The following is an 18844-nucleotide window of genomic DNA, read 5'->3' on the forward strand; positions in this document are numbered from 1 at the left end:
ACGCCCTGACACTACAAATTTCCGTAGTTGTAATCTGATAAGATCACGTTTTTATACCAGGAATAGTCTCAAAATTGACAAGTGGCGATTATCTGTGCGGAAGCGTAAAGTTCAGCCTTTCCACATTCACCACCTTCTGGTCGACCCGGTCAATATCCACCGAGCTCTGCCCCTTCTCATTCACAGCCTTAATGTTCGCCAGCGACAGCAGCGTCTCGTCTTTCGCCATGAATTTACCCCGCACATCTTTACGCAGGTCGAAGTTAATTTTCAGGGCTGGCCCTACAGCGGCCTCCTGCATCACATTGATGTTGCGTAAAAAAAGATGCTGAGGTTTGTTGTGCAGTTCAAGCGTGGCGCGCTGCATTTCCACGTTAGTTATTGCCACAAACGAGGTGGCGTTACCGGAGGAAATCTGTATTCCGCGCAATTTATACGCAAGCTGTCGATTATCAAGGTGAATATTATTGAGCTTGAAGTTTTGCGGAATGGACAAATAATCGCCTTTTATAACCCCATAACCAATTAACATGCCCGCACTATTGACCATGTCGACATTATCAATAATGAAATTATCACAGCCATAAATGGCCACCGTGGCGTTATCTATTCCCGCCTTTTTACTGAAGTCAGGGGTAATATTTTTGGCCTTTATATTACGGATAACAAAATGCTTACCGTTTTCGACGTGCACCAGCTGGCGACAGTTGCTGCCGGTGATGTTAGCCACCACGAAGTTCTTGACGGTTTGCTTTTCCGGATAGTCGTTATCGTAAGTGCTGCCGGCGAGGCCAATGCCGATGCCCCAGTTGATCTTGCCGTTGGTGCAGTTGATGTTGTCGATGACATGATCGGAGATCAGGATATTGCGATCGTTGATGGCCACGTTCCACTCAATCGCATCGCCCTGCAGATGGCTAAATTTGCTGTTGATGATGCGGGCACCGTCCACCTGGTTGTGGAATCCCTGGCGCAGGATGGCGTAGTTGGCCTGACTCACGCTGATGTTATCTATCAGTAAATTGCGCATTACGCTGGCATTCTTGCCGCCGATGTAAATCTGCGCCACCGGGCCAAAACCGCTCATCGCCAGACCTTTGATGACGCAGTCAGAGCCGCGAACGTCGAGCGTAATGTTCTCCGTGCGCCCGGCCCCTTCGCCGATCACCTTGCTCCCTTCCTGCAGAACAAAGCGGCCGCGCCCGTTGCCGGTTAACGCCCCGCGGATCAGCAGCGTTTTCCCGTCGGGAATGAAAATGCCCGTATTGACGTTTTCGCAGGTGAGCCCGGCAGGGACCACGACCGTGTCGCCGTCATTAAACGCCTGCTTAAAGGCGGCAATCCAGTCGTTGTTATTGTACTGATTAACAGAAACCGTTCTCCCGGCTGCCGCACGCGCAATGCGTGACGACAGCAGCGGCGTGGCCGCCAGAACGGACAGAGAAGAGACAAAGGTGCGTCGGGTAATCTTTTTCAGCATACAACCTCGGCGTTACAGCGTTTGCAGCAGGCTCGCGAGCTGGCGATTGATCACCTGCTGGTTAAAATCGGTTTCCACTTTTTGTCTGGCATTGTGAAGCACGGGCTCCAGCGCCTGCTGGTCAATGTCGCTAAAGGCCGCTAGTCGGTCGGCAAGGGCCATCGCGTTATTCTCCGGCACCAGCCAGCCGGAATGTTCGGACTTGATCAGCTCCGGGATCCCGCTGTGCAGGGTCGACACCACCGGAATACCGACGGCCATCGCCTCCATCAGCGCCACCGGAATGCCTTCCATATCGCCATCGGCGCCCGTCACGGAAGGCAGCAGGAACACGTCCGCCTCGTCGAGCATGGCCTTGACCTCGTGGCTCGGCTTAAAGCCCGGCATCTCGACGACATCTTCCAGCTGATACTGTTCGATAAGCGTCCGCAGACGCCGCTCCCACGGCCCAATGCCGAGAATGCGGTAGTGGAAATCCACCCCGCGTGCTTTCAGCTGGCGGCAGGCTTCAATGGCCACGTGCAGGCCTTTCTTCTCGGTCAGACGCGCAACGGAGATGATCTGCAGCGGTTTGCCCGGCACCTTCACCGGGCGGCGGGTAAAGCGCGTTAAGTCCACGCCCATGCGCGAAACGGCAATTTTATCTCCCGGGCAGCCCATGTTTTTCAGGCGTCCAGCCCACAGATCGCTGATGGGCAGCATCATGTCGCCGCGCCGGAAAAGCTGCTGATACTCCGGCGTGTAGTGGTTCAGCACCTCGCGGCTGGAGATGTCTATCCCATGGAAGATGGTGGCAATTTTGCCGTCAATCACCCCCAGCTCGCGCAGTTTCGCGGCCGTGACGCCCGCCGGGCCGAAGTGGGCAATAAACACGTCGGCGCGATACGGCCGCGCGGTTTGACCGCAGATGGCCGACAGGATCAGATTGCGGGATTCGGCCCCATAACGGGAAACATTCAGCGCCCGCCAGGTCGACGCGCGATGGATCCCGCGCAACGTCTGGCTGGCCCGGCGGCCAAGCTTGCTCAGCTTCCCGGACGGCTCATCCTGCAGCCAGCGGGTTTTCGCCTCCAGCCCGTACTGGGTATACGCCGCATGGGTATTTTGGGTATCGCCCTTTTGCAGGGCGATAATCTCCACGTCATATCCCATATCGATAAACGCGGTGATTTGGTTCAGAACAAATGTCTCGGACGACAGCGGAAATTTCAGCAAGAAGAAACCAACCTTCATTTCCCCTCCCGCACGCGGTCGAGGACCGATTTCACCATCCCAATCCCCTTCTCGCGCTCGGCCTTCACCGCCACCGCCAGGCGTTCATTGATAGCAGGCAGCTGGCCAAGCGTGTCGCCCACCATCGCACCCAGCGAACCGTCCAGCAGATGGCGAATATCCACCGCCATTTCCGGCATGCCGAGCTGCTGCATAATCCCGGCGGACTTGTGCTCGTAGTTAATGGCAATCGCCGGGGTGCCGAAGTTCATGGAGATAATCGCCGAGTGCAGGCGCGTGCCGACGGTCAGGTCACAGGCGGAGAGCAGCTTGCCCATCTCCAGATCGTTCAGCTCGTCCATCACCACGTGATAGCGGGACGGGTCGTTGACCAGGTTGCGCAGGTTCAGCGCCACCATGCGGTCATCTTTATTGTAGCTGTCGATGCCGGTGCAGGTGGACAGGGCCAGCACCTGATACCCGCTGTCCAGCACGCGGTTCACCACGTCGGCAAAGGCTTTCTCGTAGGCCGCCTGCGTGGTGCCTAAACGTTTATCGAAGGGCGCCAGCTCGCGCAGGGTAATCGCGACGGTTTTCTGTTTTGCCGCCACGTCCAGCCAGTGCTGCACCGCGTAGCTTGCCTGGAAGCTGTCGTCCTGGTGATCCACCAGCCAGGCGGTATCCACGCCGAGCTCAACTTTAGAGGTGTCAATTTCGCTGCGCTTCATCATGTCGAGGCTGACCGATTCGCGCAGGATCAGCGCGTCGCAGTGGCCAAACACGTAGTTCGCCAGCTGGTTAAACTGCGGATCCTGGAATGGCCCGACGCTGTGGCCAATCATAAACAGCGGCTTTTTCGCCATGAACGTGCAGAGCGCATGCTCAAACTGCGGCACGCCGTAGAGATCGACGAAGAACGATCCGCCCACCTGGATAATGGCGTCATAGCCGGACAGCAGACGAACAAAATCGGTAAAGCCCTGGGCGATCGCGATGTTGCGCAGCTTGCCGGTATCGGTCACGCGGGAAAGCAGCACCTGGTGCTGGTAGCGGCGACGCAGCACTTTCTTCACGCGACCCATCACGCCCGCAGCGTTGTTATGCTGTTTCATCTGGCTGTAGAGCGGATCGCCCATTACCGGGCGGTTCAGTAGCCAGGATGAGCTCACCGGATAACGGCTCATCACGTCCACTTCGGTCTCAGGCTTAAGGGTGTTAATCGCATCCAGTAAACCGCGCAGGATGGCGCTGTCGCCACGGTTGCCGCAGGTATGGTTGCCAAGAATTAATAATTTCATAATGGCCTCTTAAATAACTAGCCTGCGCGAAGCAGCGTTTTCATTTTTTCGTTACGGCAAAACTGGCGCTTCATCTCCACCACCAGCGCATTGCGTGACAGCACAATCATCACGCCAAACGCCAGCGCGCCTGCGACCACCTGCACCGCCAGCAGCGCGGCCAGCGGCAGATGACCGCGAAGGATAATGCCCAGACCGTAGCTCACCGCCAGGGTCGGCAATGAGAGATAGAACGGCAGCCACAGGCTCAGGATGTACTGGCGGTAGCTGGAGCCCAGCACCGGCTTGATCATGATGAAGTAGCTCAGAACGGTATTGACTATCTGCACCAGCAGGAAGCCGAGCGTGACGCCAATAGCGCCCGCCATATGCCCGCCGACGACGATCGCCGGAATAAACAGGAAGGTTTTGAACACGTTGAACTTAAAGCTGATGTCCACCCGCGCCTTCGCCATCAGCAGCGAACCAATCGGGTTCCCCACGGAGCGCAGCAGCCCCACCACGCACAGCAATTGCAGGATCGGGATAATGCCGTTCCACTTCTCGCCAAACACCAGCGGCACGAAATTGCTTGAGACCACCATCAGCCCCAGCAGCACCGGGAAATTGATGATCCCTACCACGGAAAGCAGCTTGTAGAAGTTGACGCGCAGCTTCTCGGTGTCGTCCTGGATTTTGGCAAACGCCGGGAACAGCACGCGGGTAATAATCGGGTTGAGCTTCATCGGCGGCACCACCGCGACGTTGTAGGCCAGGTTGTAGCCCCCCGCCACGCTCGCGCCGAGAATACGCGCCAGCACCAGCGTCGAGAGGTTGGTGTTCACGTAGTTGATGATGCTGTCCGCCGTCAGCCACGCGCCAAAGCGCAGGTTGGACGAGACGGACGCGAGAGAGAAATGCAGCCCGGGACGGTAAATCTTGCGGCCAAAGTAGCCAAACAGCAGGGTACGCACGGCGGAGTTGACCAGGTAACCGAGGATAGCGGTCATCGCCAGCGGCCAGAAATGGGCGCTCACCACGGTGAAGGTGAAACCCGCCAGCACGGCGCTGGTTTCGATCATGCCGATCTTGTTGAACTCCAGCTCTTTCTGCATCAGCGCGCGGAACTGCTGCCCGTGCGGGATCGCCACGAAGGCAAAAGACAATGTTCGCATCAGCGGGGCGAGATCCGGGTTGTGCAGCACGCTGGCGATGGTGTCGCTCAGCAGGAACACCAGCACGAACACGAAAACCCCCAGCCCCACGTTCAGCCAGTAGAGCGTGGTCAGCTCCAGATGGCTGATCTCCTTGCGCTGGATAATCGAGTTGGCAATACCAAAGTCAGACAGCGTATCGGCCAGCGCGATGATCACCAGCGAGACGGTCAGCAGGCCGAACTGGTGGTTATCGATAATGCGCGCCAGCACGGTCATCTGCACGAGGCCGAGGCCAATGATGACGATGGTCGCCATCGCTGACCACTTGGCGCCGCTGATGGTTTTTTCACGTAAGCTCATCTTAGTACGCCGCTTTGTTCACGAAGCCTTTGAAGATGGTCAGAAAAACAATCTTGATATCGAACCAGAGGCTCCACTCGCGGATGTACTCCAGATCGAATTCGATGCGTTTTTCCATTTTTTCCAGCGTGTCGGTTTCGCCGCGCCAGCCGTTGATCTGCGCCCAGCCGGTGATGCCCGGCTTCACCTTATGGCGCAGCATGTAGCCTTCAATCAGCGCGCGGTACTGCTCGTTATGCGCCACCGCGTGCGGACGCGGGCCCACAATCGACATCCCGCCGGTAAAGACGTTGATAAACTGCGGCAGCTCGTCCAGCGAGGTGCGGCGCAGGAAGTTACCCATGCGGGTCACGCGCGGATCGTTCTGCGTGGCCTGGGTCACCACCTTGTCGTTTTCCATCACCTTCATGGAGCGGAATTTCCACACCATAATCGGCTTACCGTCCATGCCGTAGCGGGTCTGGCGGAAAATAACCGGGCCGGGAGAGCTCAGCTTCACCGCCAGCGCAATGCAGCACAGCACCGGGGAGATGAGCAGCAAAATCAGCGAAGAGAGTACGATATCTTCCACGCGCTTGAGCACGCGGTTAATGCCCGACAGCGGGGTGTCGTACAGCGGTACCACCGGCACGCCGTTCACCTCTTCAATGCGTGAATGGAGAATGTTGAAGGTAAACACGTCCGGGATCAGGATCACCGAGCAGGTGGTGTCCGCCAGCTCGCGCATCAGCTGCTTGATGCGGGATTCGTCCTTCATCTGCATGGCGATGTAGACGTTGTGGATTTTACCGGCCTTCGCGTCTTCAATAAGCTGTTCGTAATTACCCGCCCAGTCCGACGGCACGCCGCCCGGCTTCGCGTCGTGGTAAATCCCAACCACTTCAAACCCTAACCACGGCTCCTTGCGGAAGCTGTCGAGCAGCACCTTTCCGACCGGCAGATCGCCTGCCACCGCCACGAAGCGACGGTTATAACCCCGGTTGCGCAGCCAGCCCGCGCCAAAGCGGATCAGGGAGCGGCACACCACCATGCCGACGCTGGTCAACAGATACCAGCAAAGATAGGTCACGAGGCGATTATCAAAATCATGGCTGAACGCCACCAGGCCCGCGCTGAAGATCAGGCTCAGGGTCCAGTTCTGCAGCAGCAGCATCAGTTCGGTGGTCATTTTCACGCCGCGCCACGAGCGGTAGAAATCGGTCATCCCGCCGATCATCTGAAACACGACCAGCGCAATCAGGGCCATCAGCAGATGCATATATAAGAACGGCAGCCCGCTGATTCGACACACCGCCCACAATCCACCGACCATGATGGTGATATCAGAAAAACGCTGCACCATAGAGATTAACGATGCATTCGTTCTCGCTCGTTCGCGTTTTTTTAGATTCGTCATCGTTGTTCCTTTAGTTCTAAACCTTACCCCTCACCCTAACCCTCTCCCCAAAGGGGAGAGGGAACTTGAACACCCTCTCCCCTTTGGGGAGAGGGCTGGGGTGAGGGGCAGTTATTACTGATTCAACAGCGCCAGAATGTCCTGCGTTCGGGCTTCCATCAGCGCCGCGTCAGCGCGGGACTCCACGTTCAGGCGCACCACCGGCTCGGTGTTCGACGAGCGCAGGTTGAAGCGCCACTGCGGGAACGCCATGCTGATGCCGTCCGTACGGTCAATTTCCAGCGCGTGAATCGCAAAGTGCTGCTCCACGCGGGCAATCGCCTCGGCGGGCTGCGCCAGCTTGCTGTTAATCTCCCCGCTCGCCGGGAAGGCCGCCATGCGGTCGCGCACCAGCTCGCCCAGGGTTTTCCCCTTCAGGCACAGCAGCTCGGTCACCAGCAGCCACGGGATCATCCCGCTGTCGCAGTAGGCAAAATCACGGAAGTAGTGGTGGGCGCTCATCTCGCCGCCGTAAATGGCGTCTTCTTCACGCATGCGCTCTTTGATGAACGCGTGGCCGGTTTTGGACATCACCGGCGTGCCGCCTGCGGCAGACACCACGTCGACGGTGTTCCAGGAGAGGCGCGGGTCATGAATGATTTTTGCGCCCGGGTTTTTCTCGAGGAACGCTTCCGCCAGCAGGCCGACAATGTAGTAGCCCTCGATGAACTGCCCTTTCTCGTCGAACAGGAAGCAGCGGTCGAAGTCGCCGTCAAAGGCGATGCCCATATCCGCGCCGTGCTCAATCACCGCATTGCGGGTGTCGTCGCGGCACTCCGGCAGCAGCGGGTTAGGAATACCGTTCGGGAAGTTGCCGTCCGGGGTGTTGTGCACCTTGACGAAGGTCACCGGCACGTTCAGCGCCTTAAAGCGGGCTTCCAGGGCATCGACAACCGGGCCGGCCGCGCCGTTACCGGAGTTGATGACCAGCTTAAGCGGCTTGAGGTTCGCCACGTTGATGTAGCCCAGCAGGTGGTCGATGTACTCTTTCTGCAGGTTGATTTTTTTGTAGCTGCCGCGCTTCGCCTCGTTCACCGGCGGGAAATCGTTGGCTTCCGCCAGGCGCTGCACGTCGCGCAGGCCGGTGTCGCCGCTGATAGGGCGCGCGCCCTTGCGCACCAGCTTCATGCCGTTGTAGTCCATCGGGTTGTGGCTGGCCGTCACTTCGATACCGCCGTCCACGCCCAGGTGGAAGGTGGCAAAGTAGATCTCTTCGGTTCCGGAAAGACCGATGTCCAGCACGTCCACGCCCGCGTCCTGCAGCCCTTTCGCCAGGGCCAGCTTGAGGGATTCACTGGTCAGACGCACGTCGCCGCCGAGCACGATGGTTTCTGGCTTGAGATATTCGCCGTACGCGCGGCCAATGCGCCACGCGATGTCTTCATTCAGCTCTTCGCCCAGCCTGCCGCGAATATCGTAGGCTTTAAAACAGGTTAATTTTTCCATGATGACCCCTTTTTCAGGCAACAGTCGGCCCGCCCGTTAACAGGCAAAATTGTTTTTATTCATTCGTAGGCCGGATAAGCGAAGCGTCATCCGGCGTTAAAACGGTGCTACACCCGCCCGTAGCGGTCCTGGAAGCGCACGATATCGTCCTCTTCCAGATACGAGCCGGAGCGCACCTCAATCAGGTCGAGAGGAATTTTCCCCGGGTTCTCCAGACAGTGCGTCGCCCCCAGCGGAATATAGATGGACTCGTTTTCGCCCAGCAGTTTGACTTCGCCGTCGATGGTGACCTTGGCCGTACCCGCCACCACCACCCAGTGCTCGGCGCGGTGATGGTGCATCTGCACCGACAGCCCCTCGCCCGGCTTCACGGTGATGCGTTTCACCTGATAACGCTCGCCCGCGTCGATGGAGTCATATTTGCCCCACGGACGGTACACTTCGCGGTGAATGTGGTGTTCGTGTCGGCCGTCGGCCTTGATTTGCTCTACCACTTTTTTAACGTCCTGCACGGCGTTACGGTCGGCAATCAGCACCGCGTCCTTGGTCTGGACCACCACCAGATCCTTCACCCCGACCGTGGTCACCAGGCCGGACTCGGCGTAGACGTAGCTGTTTTCCGTTTTGTGGCTAATGACATCGCCGTGATGGACGTTACCCTCCGGGGTATGGGCGCTGATCTCCCACAGGGAGGACCAGGAGCCCACGTCGCTCCAGCCGGCGTCCATCGGTACCACGACGGCGTCAGCCGTGCGTTCCATTACCGCATAGTCGATGGACTCTTCCGGGCAGGCGAGGAACGCCTCTTCATCCACGCGGATGAAGTCGAGGTCCGGGTCCACCACCGCCATCGCTTTCTCGCAGGCGTTCAGAATATCCGGGCGGTATTTGCGCAGCTCTTCCAGATAGCGACCGGCGCGGAACAGGAACATCCCGCTGTTCCAGTAATACTCCCCGCTGGCAACGTACGCCTGCGCGGTTTCCAGATTCGGTTTTTCGACAAACTGCGCCACGTCAAAGGCGACGCTATCGCCTTCACCCGGCGTCACGCTGCCGCGGCGAATGTAGCCGTAACCGGTTTCCGGCAGATCCGGCACGATGCCGAAGGTCACCAGCTTGCCGCTCTCGGCGTAAGGAATGGCCGCACGCACCGCATCGCGGAACGCGTCTTCCTGCTGGATAACGTGGTCTGCCGCGAGCACCAGCATCAGCGGGTCGCAGTCCGGGCTGCTGCGTTTTGCCGCCAGCGCCGCGAGGGCGATCGCTGGCGCGGTGTTACGACCGGCAGGCTCCAGAATGATGTTTTCAGTGAGTTTATTCAGCTGGCGCAGCTGCTCGGCAACGATAAAGCGGTGCTGTTCGTTACAAATCACCACCGGGCTTTCACACTCCACGCCGTGGAGACGGTTTACCGTCGTCTGCAGCATGGTGAGATCCCCTTTCAGGCAGAGGAACTGTTTTGGATAGAGCACGCGGGACAGCGGCCACAACCGGCTACCAGAGCCACCAGCCATCACAACCGGATACAAAGTGGTTTGACTCATGATTTATCCCCGTATATCTGCAATAAATTGGTTCAGCACGTTCTCTTTCTCGAGCGTGCGTTCGGCATATTCACGTGCCACCGTGTTCGCTTTTGGCATGGCAAGCGCCTGCTCAATGCCGGTCACCAGGGCAGGAACCGATTCCGGCTCCACGCAAACGGCAATGCCCGGGTAGCTGTTGCACAGCTGGCCTAATTCAGTTTCGGCTTCGGCCGTAATCACCGCGTTGCCGCCCACCGCCAGAATGTTGGTCAGCTTGGACGGCAGCACCGCGTCCGCGGCGCCGCGTTTTTGCACCACCAGATGGCAGTCCCCCATCTTCAGCAGCGCAGGCAAAGCCTCGTAGGACTGAAGCGGGAAGAATTTCACGTTGCTCAGGCCGCGTTCGCCGACCAGTTTTTCCAGCCGCGCTTTGCCGCCGCCCTGCCCGACAATCACAAACATCCATGGATGTTCTTTCAGCAGCTGGGCCGCCTCGATCACGCTCTCAAGGCCCTGCTTTTCGCCGATATTGCCTGAGTAAAGAATGATTTTTTGGTCATCAGGCAAACCGAGCCGGGCGCGCAGCGCCCGAGCGTCCTGCTCCGTCACGTCGCGAAAACGCGCCACTTCGGACCAGTTCGGGAAGAAGATCACCTTCTCCGCCGGGACGCCCTTCTCCTGCGCCTTGTTCATCATCGAGCGCGAGATGGTCGAAACGTAATCCACGTTGTGCAGGCCGCTGCGCTCAAACGCGCTGGCGAGCTTCGCCACCTTGCCGCCTTTGCTTTTGCCTGCCATTCCCAGGCCCAGCATGGCGTCAACTTCATAATCCTGAATGTGCAGCAGGGTGCGCGCGCCGGAGAGTTTGCCCAGCAGGCGCATGCCCGGCGTGCAAAACAGCGTCGGCACCACGCCGATAATGCGATCCGGCTTCCAGCGACGCTGCGCCATCAGCGGGAAAAAACTGCTCAGGGCAAAGCTGCCGAGATGAAGCAGTCTTTTCAGCGTCGAGGGCTGCTTAGGCACATACAGCGGGCAGCGCCAGACGGTGGCTGCCCCCTCTTCGCGACGGTAGCGCCAGCTTGAGTAGCGCTCCCCCACTTTCCATTCCGGGTAGTACGGCGGCGCGGTAATGACCCGCACGTCATGTCCCTGGCTCGCCATCCATTCCACCATCTCGCCGGTGTATTTTCCGATGCCGGTTAATTCCGGCGAGTAGTTGATTCCGTATACGAGGATCTTCATAAGCCCGGCACCCCGGACTGACGTTCAGCGAGGAAATAGGCACGGCTGTTGTCATGCACATTGTCGCTCGCCAGCAGCGCCTCTGGCGTCTGCCAGCGGTAGTCGTCATGCTGAGCATCAGGCAGACGCAGGTCTGCCTGAGTCACCTTCAGGCGGAACCCCAGCACGATGTAGTGCGTGGTGAACCCGGTGCCTGAAAAGTTATCGTCATAGAAGTGCTGCCAGACCCCGTAAAACTGGCCCGCCGCCATCGGCAGCTGCAGGCCCAGCTCCGCCAGAGTGAGACGCTCAAACGCATCATGAAGCGTCTCATCCTTCTGCACGCGCCCGCCGGGCACGAACCAGAAGCCCTGTGCAGGACGGTTGGTTCGTTTCCCCAGCAAGAACTCGCCGCGTTCGTTCTCCACGATCAAATCAATCGAGATGAGCGGAGTGGAACGCACCACCGTGGCAAAATCTTCCTGACTTAAAAACATCGTTACCCCCGGAAGCGGTGCTGGTTTTCCAGGAACCACTGGTAGGTGCTGGCCAGCCCCTGCTCCAGTGACACCTCGTGATACCAGCCCAGCTGATGCAGACGGGTCACGTCCAGCAGCTTGCGCGGCGTGCCGTCCGGTTTCGTCGCGTCAAACACCACGCGGCCCTTGTAGCCCACCACCTGCGCGATGGTCTGCGCCAGCTCGCGAATGGTGCAGTCCATGCCGGTACCGACGTTGATGTGCGACAGCATCGGCTCGGTGTTCTCCTGCCACACTTCGCGATCCAGCTCCATCACGTGAATGCTGGCGGCAGCCATGTCGTCCACGTGCAGGAATTCGCGCATCGGCGTGCCGCTGCCCCACACCACCACGTCCGGCGCGTTCTCGGTGGTCGCCTCGTGGAAGCGGCGCAGCAGCGCCGGGATCACGTGCGAGTTGCTCGGGTGGAAGTTGTCGTGCGGTCCGTACAGGTTGGTCGGCATCACCGAGCGATAGTCGCGGTTGTACTGACGGTTGTAGGACTCGCACAGCTTGATCCCGGCAATTTTGGCAATCGCGTACGGCTCGTTGGTCGCTTCCAGCGTGCCCTGCAGCAGTTCGCTCTCGGCGATCGGCTGCTTCGCCATTTTCGGGTAAATACAGGATGAGCCGAGGAACAGCAGCTTGTTCACGTTGTGCAGATGCGCCGCGTGAATGATGTTGCTCTCAATCATCATGTTTTCGTAGATGAAATCCGCCGGGTAGGTGTTGTTGGCGACAATACCGCCCACCTTCGCCGCCGCCAGATACACCTGGTCAATGCGTTCGTTCGCGAAGAAGTCCTGCACCGCACGGCTGTCGAGCAGGTTCAGCTCGTCACGGGTGCGGACAACCACTTCTACATCACCGCGCTGTTCGAGCTGTCGAACAATCGCGGAACCCACCATTCCGCGATGGCCGGCGACAAAAATACGTTGTTTTGTCATTCTCAGGACTCCAGCGCGATGGCAACCTCGTAGCCATGAGACTTGAGCAGGGAGTGTTTTTTCGCTGCTTCAAGATCTTTGGCTACCATCTCGGAAACCATCTCCTGCAGAGTGATTTCAGGTTTCCAGCCCAGCTTCTCGTGCGCTTTGGTTGGGTCGCCCAGCAGGGTTTCTACTTCAGCAGGACGGAAGTAGCGCGGGTCAACCTGAACAATCACGTCGCCTGGCTTCACGCCCGGCGCGTCGTGGCCGGTTACGGAAACCACGATACCCTTCTCTTCCACGCCGGTGCCTTCGAAGCGCAGCTTGATGCCCAGCTGTGCCGCGGCCATTTCAACGAACTGGCGAACGGAGTACTGCACGCCGGTCGCGATCACGAAGTCTTCCGGCTGTTCCTGCTGCAGCATCATCCACTGCATTTTGACGTAGTCTTTGGCATGGCCCCAGTCACGCAGGGAATCCATGTTGCCGAGGTGCAGGCAGGACTCCAGGCCCTGCGCGATGTTGGCGATAGCGCGGGTGATTTTGCGGGTCACGAAGGTTTCGCCACGGCGTGGAGATTCGTGGTTGAACAGGATGCCGTTACAGGCGTACATGCCGTACGATTCACGGTAGTTCACGGTGATCCAGTAGGCGTACAGTTTGGCGACAGCATACGGAGAGCGCGGGTAGAACGGCGTGGTCTCTTTCTGCGGGATTTCCTGCACCAGGCCGTACAGCTCGGAGGTGGACGCCTGGTAGAAGCGCGTTTTCTTCTCAAGGCCGAGGAAGCGGATTGCTTCCAGCAGACGCAGCGTACCCATGGCGTCAACGTCAGCGGTGTATTCCGGAGACTCGAAGGAGACCGCGACGTGGCTCATTGCGCCCAGGTTGTACACTTCATCCGGCTGCACTTCCTGCAGGATACGGGTCAGGTTGGAGGTATCGGTCAGGTCGCCGTAGTGCAGGTGGAATTTCGGGTTCGCCGCGTGAGGATCCTGATAAATATGATCCACACGTTCGGTGTTGAACGACGATGCACGACGTTTAATACCGTGCACTTCATACCCTTTTTCCAGCAGGAACTCTGCCAGATAAGAACCATCCTGCCCGGTAACGCCGGTGATGAGAGCGACTTTAGACATGTTTATATTCCTCTACTTATGAATTTAATCAGTTTCAACGCGTTCGCGTATCACCACTGCGGGGTTGCCACGGCAAACCTTATTTGCCGGTAGCGATTTAAAAACGCTGCTGCGGGCACCAATAACCGTGCCATCGCCAACAGAAACACCCGGTGCAACAAAAACATCCGTTGCCAGCCAGCATTTTTCACCAATCACAATAGGCGAAGCGGTAATATCAAAATGCTGGCTCATAAAATCGTGGCTGCCGGTGCACAAATAACACTTCTGTGAAACCACAGAATTTGCGCCAATCGTAATCTCGCCAAGGGTATATAACACCGCGTCATCCCCTACCCAAGCGTAATCCCCAAGCGTTAATTTCCAGGGGTAGGTAATTTTTACCGAAGGCCGAATGACTACGTTTTTTCCGATTTTTGCGCCAAACAGACGCAATAAGAATGCTCGCCAGCGGTACAATATTTGCGGAGACCAGGCAAATAACGTTTCCTGAACGGCCCACCACAGCTGTACCTTAATACCGTTCCCGCCCCGAAAGCCTTTCGGCACGGAGAAACCGTTCAAATCCTGCATTGTGCTTCCTTATATTCAGACTTTGTTATATAAGGTTTTCGTTTTGCCGGTGGTGCGCAGACGTAATAAATAAGACAATTCCGCCCAAAAACCCGGCACGCGTAATATTTTGCGCTGCACGTTTCTCGCATCCTGGCACAATTCCAGATTATTTGAGGTTGACACGCCGCCCATTGAAAATTCAGACACCAGCCCTTTAATTCGACGGAACGGGTAGCCGGATTTATACAGGCTGGCGGCCAGCGCATAATCGGATGACACTTTATACTGCAAATCGTAAGGCTGTTTTTTCAGACCCTTTACCGGAAAGAAAATGGCCTGATGGCTGGCGGGCAGGCTGTGGTAGATATACCAGCCCGGCTTCGCGCTGCGGCACGCCTTATGCCCGTCGCCAAAGTCGAGAAGCGCATCGCCAATATACATGGCGTCCTCTTTCTGACGCGCCAGCTGACGGGCGAACAGCGCCACGTCTTCATGGAAAATATCGCCGGAGTTGAGGAAAATGGCATAACGGCCCTGGGCCATGCTGATGCCTTTGTTCATCGCATCGTAGATGCCTTTATCTTTCTCGCTGATGTAGCGTAAGTTGAACTCACCGTTGAGTTTTTCCAGAAACTCCGCCGTGCCATCGTTCGAGCCGCCGTCGACGACAATCCACTCAAAGGTGAGGCTGGGATCGCGCGCCAGGTTGCGCAGCGAGCGCCAGGTTTTTACCACCCCTTCGTAATTACGAAAAGCGACAGTAATGACGCTAAGAAACATAAGACCACCTCGTCATGAACTCGTAATATTAAGCGCTTTGCGCAAAATAAACGGACAAACAATTAAGAAAGCATATTCCGGGCTAAATATTGACCCGGTAAAAAACAGCGACACCGGCGTAAAAAGATAAAGCTGCACGCGAAAGTTCTGGTTATCACCAAACGCGTTAATCATCATCTTGAAAACTTTAAACAGATACCACAGGGTCAACAGTACGGCGAACCACGAAAAATAAATAATTAACAGATACAGACCATTGTCTATGGTTTTACCGACATCCGCACCGTTAAAGATTCCGAATGATGCAACATATTCGTAAAGTGAGCCGAATCTTACTACCCCATCAATATGGGTTAATGAATAACCCACCATGACCAGTGGCCCGATGATGCGATAATAGGACGATGACCCTTCCGTTCCCAAATCACCCAGACGTTCTGAAATGTACGGGAAGGCAAATACCACGCCCACCATAAATACCGTCAGGGAGATAATCGCCAGCGGCAGTTTTTTCTTAATCGCTTCTTTGTTCAGGTACTGAAACGCCCACTCCAGCAGGTAAAACAGGATAAATGTCATTACCCCTGAGAACGATCCAGACAGAACAATTCCTGCAAGAATCATAGCATCGGTCTTAGGCGTTTTGATACCAAACTGTTTGATGCTGAGCCAAATTGAGATTAACGCCAGAGCGAAAAATGCCGGTTCAAAATAGAGGGCCGTGGTGCGCTTCCCGCCAAACTTGATGAAGTTCAATACATAACTGTTACTGTAAATGAGATATTTCGAAATTATCTCCATCAGGCTACTGCCGCCGGTGAGAATAATTTGCGCCATTTCCATTGCAGCAAGCATAACAATTAACGCTACGGCAATATAAAAGAACCTGAGGATTTTCCGATAATTGTGCGGGGAAATAGTTTTGAAGCGAATACTCCAGACCATTCCGATAATAATGACGATATATACAAAGAGCATGGTCGAGGTGACGTATTTACTGGCATCCAGCGACTGGCCGAAGATGTAGTTAAACAGCGTCAGTCCCGTGCCCAATCCCAGGGCAATCATCAGCTTCTTCAGGTTGATTTTATCGACATACAGCAGAAGCAGAACGGGCAAGAAGGTGACGATGGTTATCGGGAAGCTTTCGCCGAGCTGGGCAATTTTCACGTTGACCAGCAGGTAGATCAGCGGCAGCAGCAGATAACTACAGATTCTGATAGAACGAGACATACTCCTCCAGCATCTGTTGTCCACTGTAGGCCTTGCGGCTGCGGTTGCGGAACGATTCCAGGTCAGTGCCAAAAACAGCCTCGGCGATCTGCGCCTTAGGCCGCTGCACCAGCGGCAGCACCTCGTGCTCCGCGAAGGTTTTCCCGCCGGATTTTTCCAGCACTTCACGCGCCGCGTCGCTGTGGGTAGCAATCACCGGCACGCCGATGGAGAGCGCTTCGCAGAGGATCAGCGGATAGTTATCCACGCGGGAGCTGAACACCAGCGCGTCCATTGCGTTCAGCGCGCTCATCAGCTTGCGCTTGTCGGTTTCAAACCCGTGGTTTACCACGTTGGCCCCGTCGAACGGCGAAAACTTGCCGAAGGTATGCAGTTCAATCTTGTCGCCCAGCGCCATCATGTCGCGCACCAGCTGCTGGTTGGTTTTCCCGTCGTAGCGCAGGTCATGCGCAACGATGGCGATCTTCGGCTTGCCCGCGGTGTCCGCCACCGGCGTCAGCTCCGCCAGAATGGCTTCCGTCGCCACGTCGATGCCGTTGTTGATAATCTGGCAGCGCCCTGCCCCGTACAGGCTGTTGAAGGCATCGGCCACGTGCTGGCTCGGGGAGATAAACGTGCAGCCGAGCGAGAGCATGTCGCGGAACAGCTGACGCTTGCCGGCCACCAGCTGGTGGGCGCGATCCACCTTCACCGGCGGATAGTTGCTTAACGTCGGGCATTTCCGGCAGTTATCTTTCCAGCCTTCGCAGCCGTCGGTAAACGCGCAGCGTCCGGTCACGCTCCAGTGATCGTGCAGGGTCCAGACAAAGCGGGTGTCGGGCCTGTGGGCCTGCACCTTCTGACAAAACGCCACCACCTCGTCCAGGTTCAGCCAGTAGCTGTGCAGCACGTGAAAATGCAGCACGACCGGGCCCGCGGTGCGGGTCACCGTGCGGTAAAGCGTGTTCAGGTTGCCAAACAGGTCGCGGTTAAACAGGCGGAACAGCGCAATGTTGGCGATCGAGGTCAGGCGCGGCGTGTGCTTGTGCACCTGCGGAAAGTTATCGTGGCTGACGCTTTTCTTGCCGCCCTTGCCGTAGCCGTAAATAAAACGAGACTGAAGTCCTTTTTGCAGCGCGCGCTGGTGCAGATCCAGCGCCACGCCCGCCGCTCCGCCTTCTGCGAGGCGTACGTTAAATTGCAGAATATTCATTTAATCACCTTCACGCGGGCTTTTTCTCCCACCACCAGCGCGTTGTCCGGAATGCTGTCCAGCACCACGCTGCCCGCACCAATCGTCACGTTATTGCCAATCGTAATGTCGCCAATCATCACCACGTTTGCCCCCAGCTCGACGTTATTGCCGATGACCGGGCAGGCCAGGCTGTCCGGACCCCGGTTGCCAATGGTGACGGCATGGCGAATGGTGAAATCATCCCCGGCGACCACGAACTTGTTGATCACCACCGCATAGCCGTGGTGGATGGTAAAGCGGCGGCCAATGGTGGCAGCAGCCTGAATTTCATAGCCAAAAAAGCATTCGGTGATGATGCGGTACAGCACCAGCACCGGTGCCGCCCAGATATTGTTCAGCACGTTTTTCTTGCGCCACACCGAGCAAAAGTGCGCGATGCGGTACGCCAGAACCATGCAGCACGGGCGCAGGCTCCAGCTGTTTGCGCGGCAATCTTCCAGAAACATTATTTCCCCCGAAGCCCGTCAGCCAGGCGCTTGCCGTTACGCACGGACAGCAGCGTCAGCAGCGTGCGCCAGTTCATGCGCTTATTGCGGATCTGATAGAGGGTAAAGAGCTGATACTTCCGGCTGGCACGGTCGAACTTGTCCTTATGCTTGCGGTAAAAATGGAAGTACCCGGAGAACTTCTTCGGCGAGGAGGTGATTTGCATCTCCCCGTGGTTGATGTGCAGGATCTGCGTGGCCTCTTCCACTTTCCACGGCTCGCCGTACTCCACCACCATGCGCAGGAAGATGTCGTAATCCTGCGCGGCCTTGAGTTCGGTATCGAACAGACACTCTTTGAAGCGCCACGCCCAGGTGAAGACCTGGTTACCAATAATGTTGCGCTTGTAGAACAGTCGGCGGGAGTACGGTGATTTCGGATACAGCGGGAGGCTGGCGGGCTGCGAGTAGACCTCGCCCTGGCAGACATAGTCATTGGCATACAGGAAGGCGTGCGTGACCAGCTGCGCTTTATGCGACAGGAAGATAGACAGGCGGTTCGGCGTCCATTCGTCGTCGTCGTCGATCCCGGTCAGATACTGCCCTTTGGCCTGCATAATCGCCTGGTTGCGCACCGCACAGGCGCCGGAGTTCATCGGGTTATGGGTGTACGTCACGCGCGGGTCGTTGAGATCGGTGACAAACTTTTGCAGCTGTTCATACGAAGAAGAACAGTCATCCACGACGATCAGTTCCCAGTTATCGTAATCCTGACGTAAGACCGACTTAATTGCGCGGATCGCCAGCTGCTGACGATTCCATGTCGGCATATAGATAGAAATCAAAGGGCGTTGTGTGGTCATATCTTCCTCCTACCCCTCACCCCGGCCCTCTCCCCTGAGGGGAGAGGG

General features: G+C 57.1%; 17 protein-coding genes. All 17 read right to left on the reverse strand.

The annotated features are described in order from the left end of the window. Positions 1-88: 88 nt before the first annotated feature. Positions 89-1480: a colanic acid biosynthesis protein WcaM gene (wcaM, locus tag FY206_RS16210; RefSeq protein WP_032641617.1), complete on the reverse strand. Its 1392-nt coding sequence runs from the start codon at positions 1478-1480 to the stop codon at positions 89-91. A gap of 12 nt (positions 1481-1492) precedes the next feature. Continuing rightward, positions 1493-2713: a colanic acid biosynthesis glycosyltransferase WcaL gene (wcaL, locus tag FY206_RS16215; RefSeq protein WP_032641619.1), complete on the reverse strand. Its 1221-nt coding sequence runs from the start codon at positions 2711-2713 to the stop codon at positions 1493-1495. Continuing rightward, positions 2710-3990, reverse strand: a complete 1281-nt coding sequence (gene wcaK, locus FY206_RS16220; protein WP_032641621.1) for a colanic acid biosynthesis pyruvyl transferase WcaK — start codon at positions 3988-3990, stop codon at positions 2710-2712. Before wcaK ends, wcaL begins: the two co-directional genes overlap by 4 nt. Before the next feature lie 17 nt (positions 3991-4007). Then, complete coding sequence (gene wzxC, locus FY206_RS16225; protein ID WP_032641623.1) at positions 4008-5486, reverse strand: colanic acid undecaprenyl disphosphate flippase WzxC; 1479 nt, start codon at positions 5484-5486, stop codon at positions 4008-4010. Position 5487: 1 nt separating this feature from the next. Further along, the gene (wcaJ, locus tag FY206_RS16230) at positions 5488-6882 is read right to left on the reverse strand and encodes an undecaprenyl-phosphate glucose phosphotransferase (RefSeq protein WP_032641625.1); all 1395 of its coding nucleotides are present in this window, start codon (positions 6880-6882) and stop codon (positions 5488-5490) included. Positions 6883-6996: 114 nt separating this feature from the next. Next, positions 6997-8367 carry a colanic acid biosynthesis phosphomannomutase CpsG gene (cpsG, locus tag FY206_RS16235; RefSeq protein ID WP_032641627.1) on the reverse strand — a complete coding sequence of 457 codons (1371 nt, stop codon included), beginning with the start codon at positions 8365-8367 and terminating at the stop codon, positions 6997-6999. A 107-nt stretch (positions 8368-8474) separates the two neighbouring features. Beyond that, positions 8475-9911 (reverse strand): mannose-1-phosphate guanyltransferase, encoded by a 1437-nt coding sequence (cpsB, locus tag FY206_RS16240; protein WP_032641629.1) that lies wholly within the window; start codon positions 9909-9911, stop codon positions 8475-8477. 3 nt (positions 9912-9914) lie between these two features. Then, the gene (wcaI, locus tag FY206_RS16245) at positions 9915-11138 is read right to left on the reverse strand and encodes a colanic acid biosynthesis fucosyltransferase WcaI (protein ID WP_032641631.1); all 1224 of its coding nucleotides are present in this window, start codon (positions 11136-11138) and stop codon (positions 9915-9917) included. Then, the gene (locus FY206_RS16250) at positions 11135-11614 is read right to left on the reverse strand and encodes a GDP-mannose mannosyl hydrolase (protein ID WP_032641633.1); all 480 of its coding nucleotides are present in this window, start codon (positions 11612-11614) and stop codon (positions 11135-11137) included. The genes wcaI and FY206_RS16250 overlap by 4 nt, the downstream gene beginning before the upstream one ends. A 2-nt stretch (positions 11615-11616) precedes the next feature. Further along, complete coding sequence (fcl, locus tag FY206_RS16255; RefSeq protein ID WP_032641635.1) at positions 11617-12582, reverse strand: GDP-L-fucose synthase; 966 nt, start codon at positions 12580-12582, stop codon at positions 11617-11619. A gap of 2 nt (positions 12583-12584) precedes the next feature. Then, entirely contained in the window at positions 12585-13706 is a 1122-nt protein-coding gene (gmd, locus tag FY206_RS16260) for a GDP-mannose 4,6-dehydratase (protein WP_014884502.1), read from the reverse strand. 24 nt (positions 13707-13730) lie between these two features. Then, positions 13731-14279: a colanic acid biosynthesis acetyltransferase WcaF gene (gene wcaF, locus FY206_RS16265; protein ID WP_032641637.1), complete on the reverse strand. Its 549-nt coding sequence runs from the start codon at positions 14277-14279 to the stop codon at positions 13731-13733. A 15-nt stretch (positions 14280-14294) separates the two neighbouring features. Then, positions 14295-15041 carry a colanic acid biosynthesis glycosyltransferase WcaE gene (wcaE, locus tag FY206_RS16270; protein WP_032641639.1) on the reverse strand — a complete coding sequence of 249 codons (747 nt, stop codon included), beginning with the start codon at positions 15039-15041 and terminating at the stop codon, positions 14295-14297. 12 nt (positions 15042-15053) lie between these two features. After that, on the reverse strand, positions 15054-16274 hold the full coding sequence (gene wcaD / locus FY206_RS16275; protein ID WP_032641641.1) for a colanic acid polymerase WcaD: 1221 nt from the start codon (positions 16272-16274) through the stop codon (positions 15054-15056). Then, a complete protein-coding gene (gene wcaC / locus FY206_RS16280) occupies positions 16249-17466 on the reverse strand; it encodes a colanic acid biosynthesis glycosyltransferase WcaC (protein WP_032641643.1) in 1218 nt (405 codons plus the stop codon). Before wcaC ends, wcaD begins: the two co-directional genes overlap by 26 nt. Next, the gene (gene wcaB / locus FY206_RS16285; protein WP_032641646.1) at positions 17463-17954 is read right to left on the reverse strand and encodes a colanic acid biosynthesis acetyltransferase WcaB; all 492 of its coding nucleotides are present in this window, start codon (positions 17952-17954) and stop codon (positions 17463-17465) included. Before wcaB ends, wcaC begins: the two co-directional genes overlap by 4 nt. Continuing rightward, positions 17954-18796, reverse strand: a complete 843-nt coding sequence (gene wcaA / locus FY206_RS16290; protein ID WP_032641648.1) for a colanic acid biosynthesis glycosyltransferase WcaA — start codon at positions 18794-18796, stop codon at positions 17954-17956. Before wcaA ends, wcaB begins: the two co-directional genes overlap by 1 nt. Positions 18797-18844: the final 48 nt, after the last annotated feature.

This window comes from Enterobacter chengduensis, assembly GCF_001984825.2.
Taxonomy (GTDB): Bacteria; Pseudomonadota; Gammaproteobacteria; order Enterobacterales; family Enterobacteriaceae; genus Enterobacter; species Enterobacter chengduensis.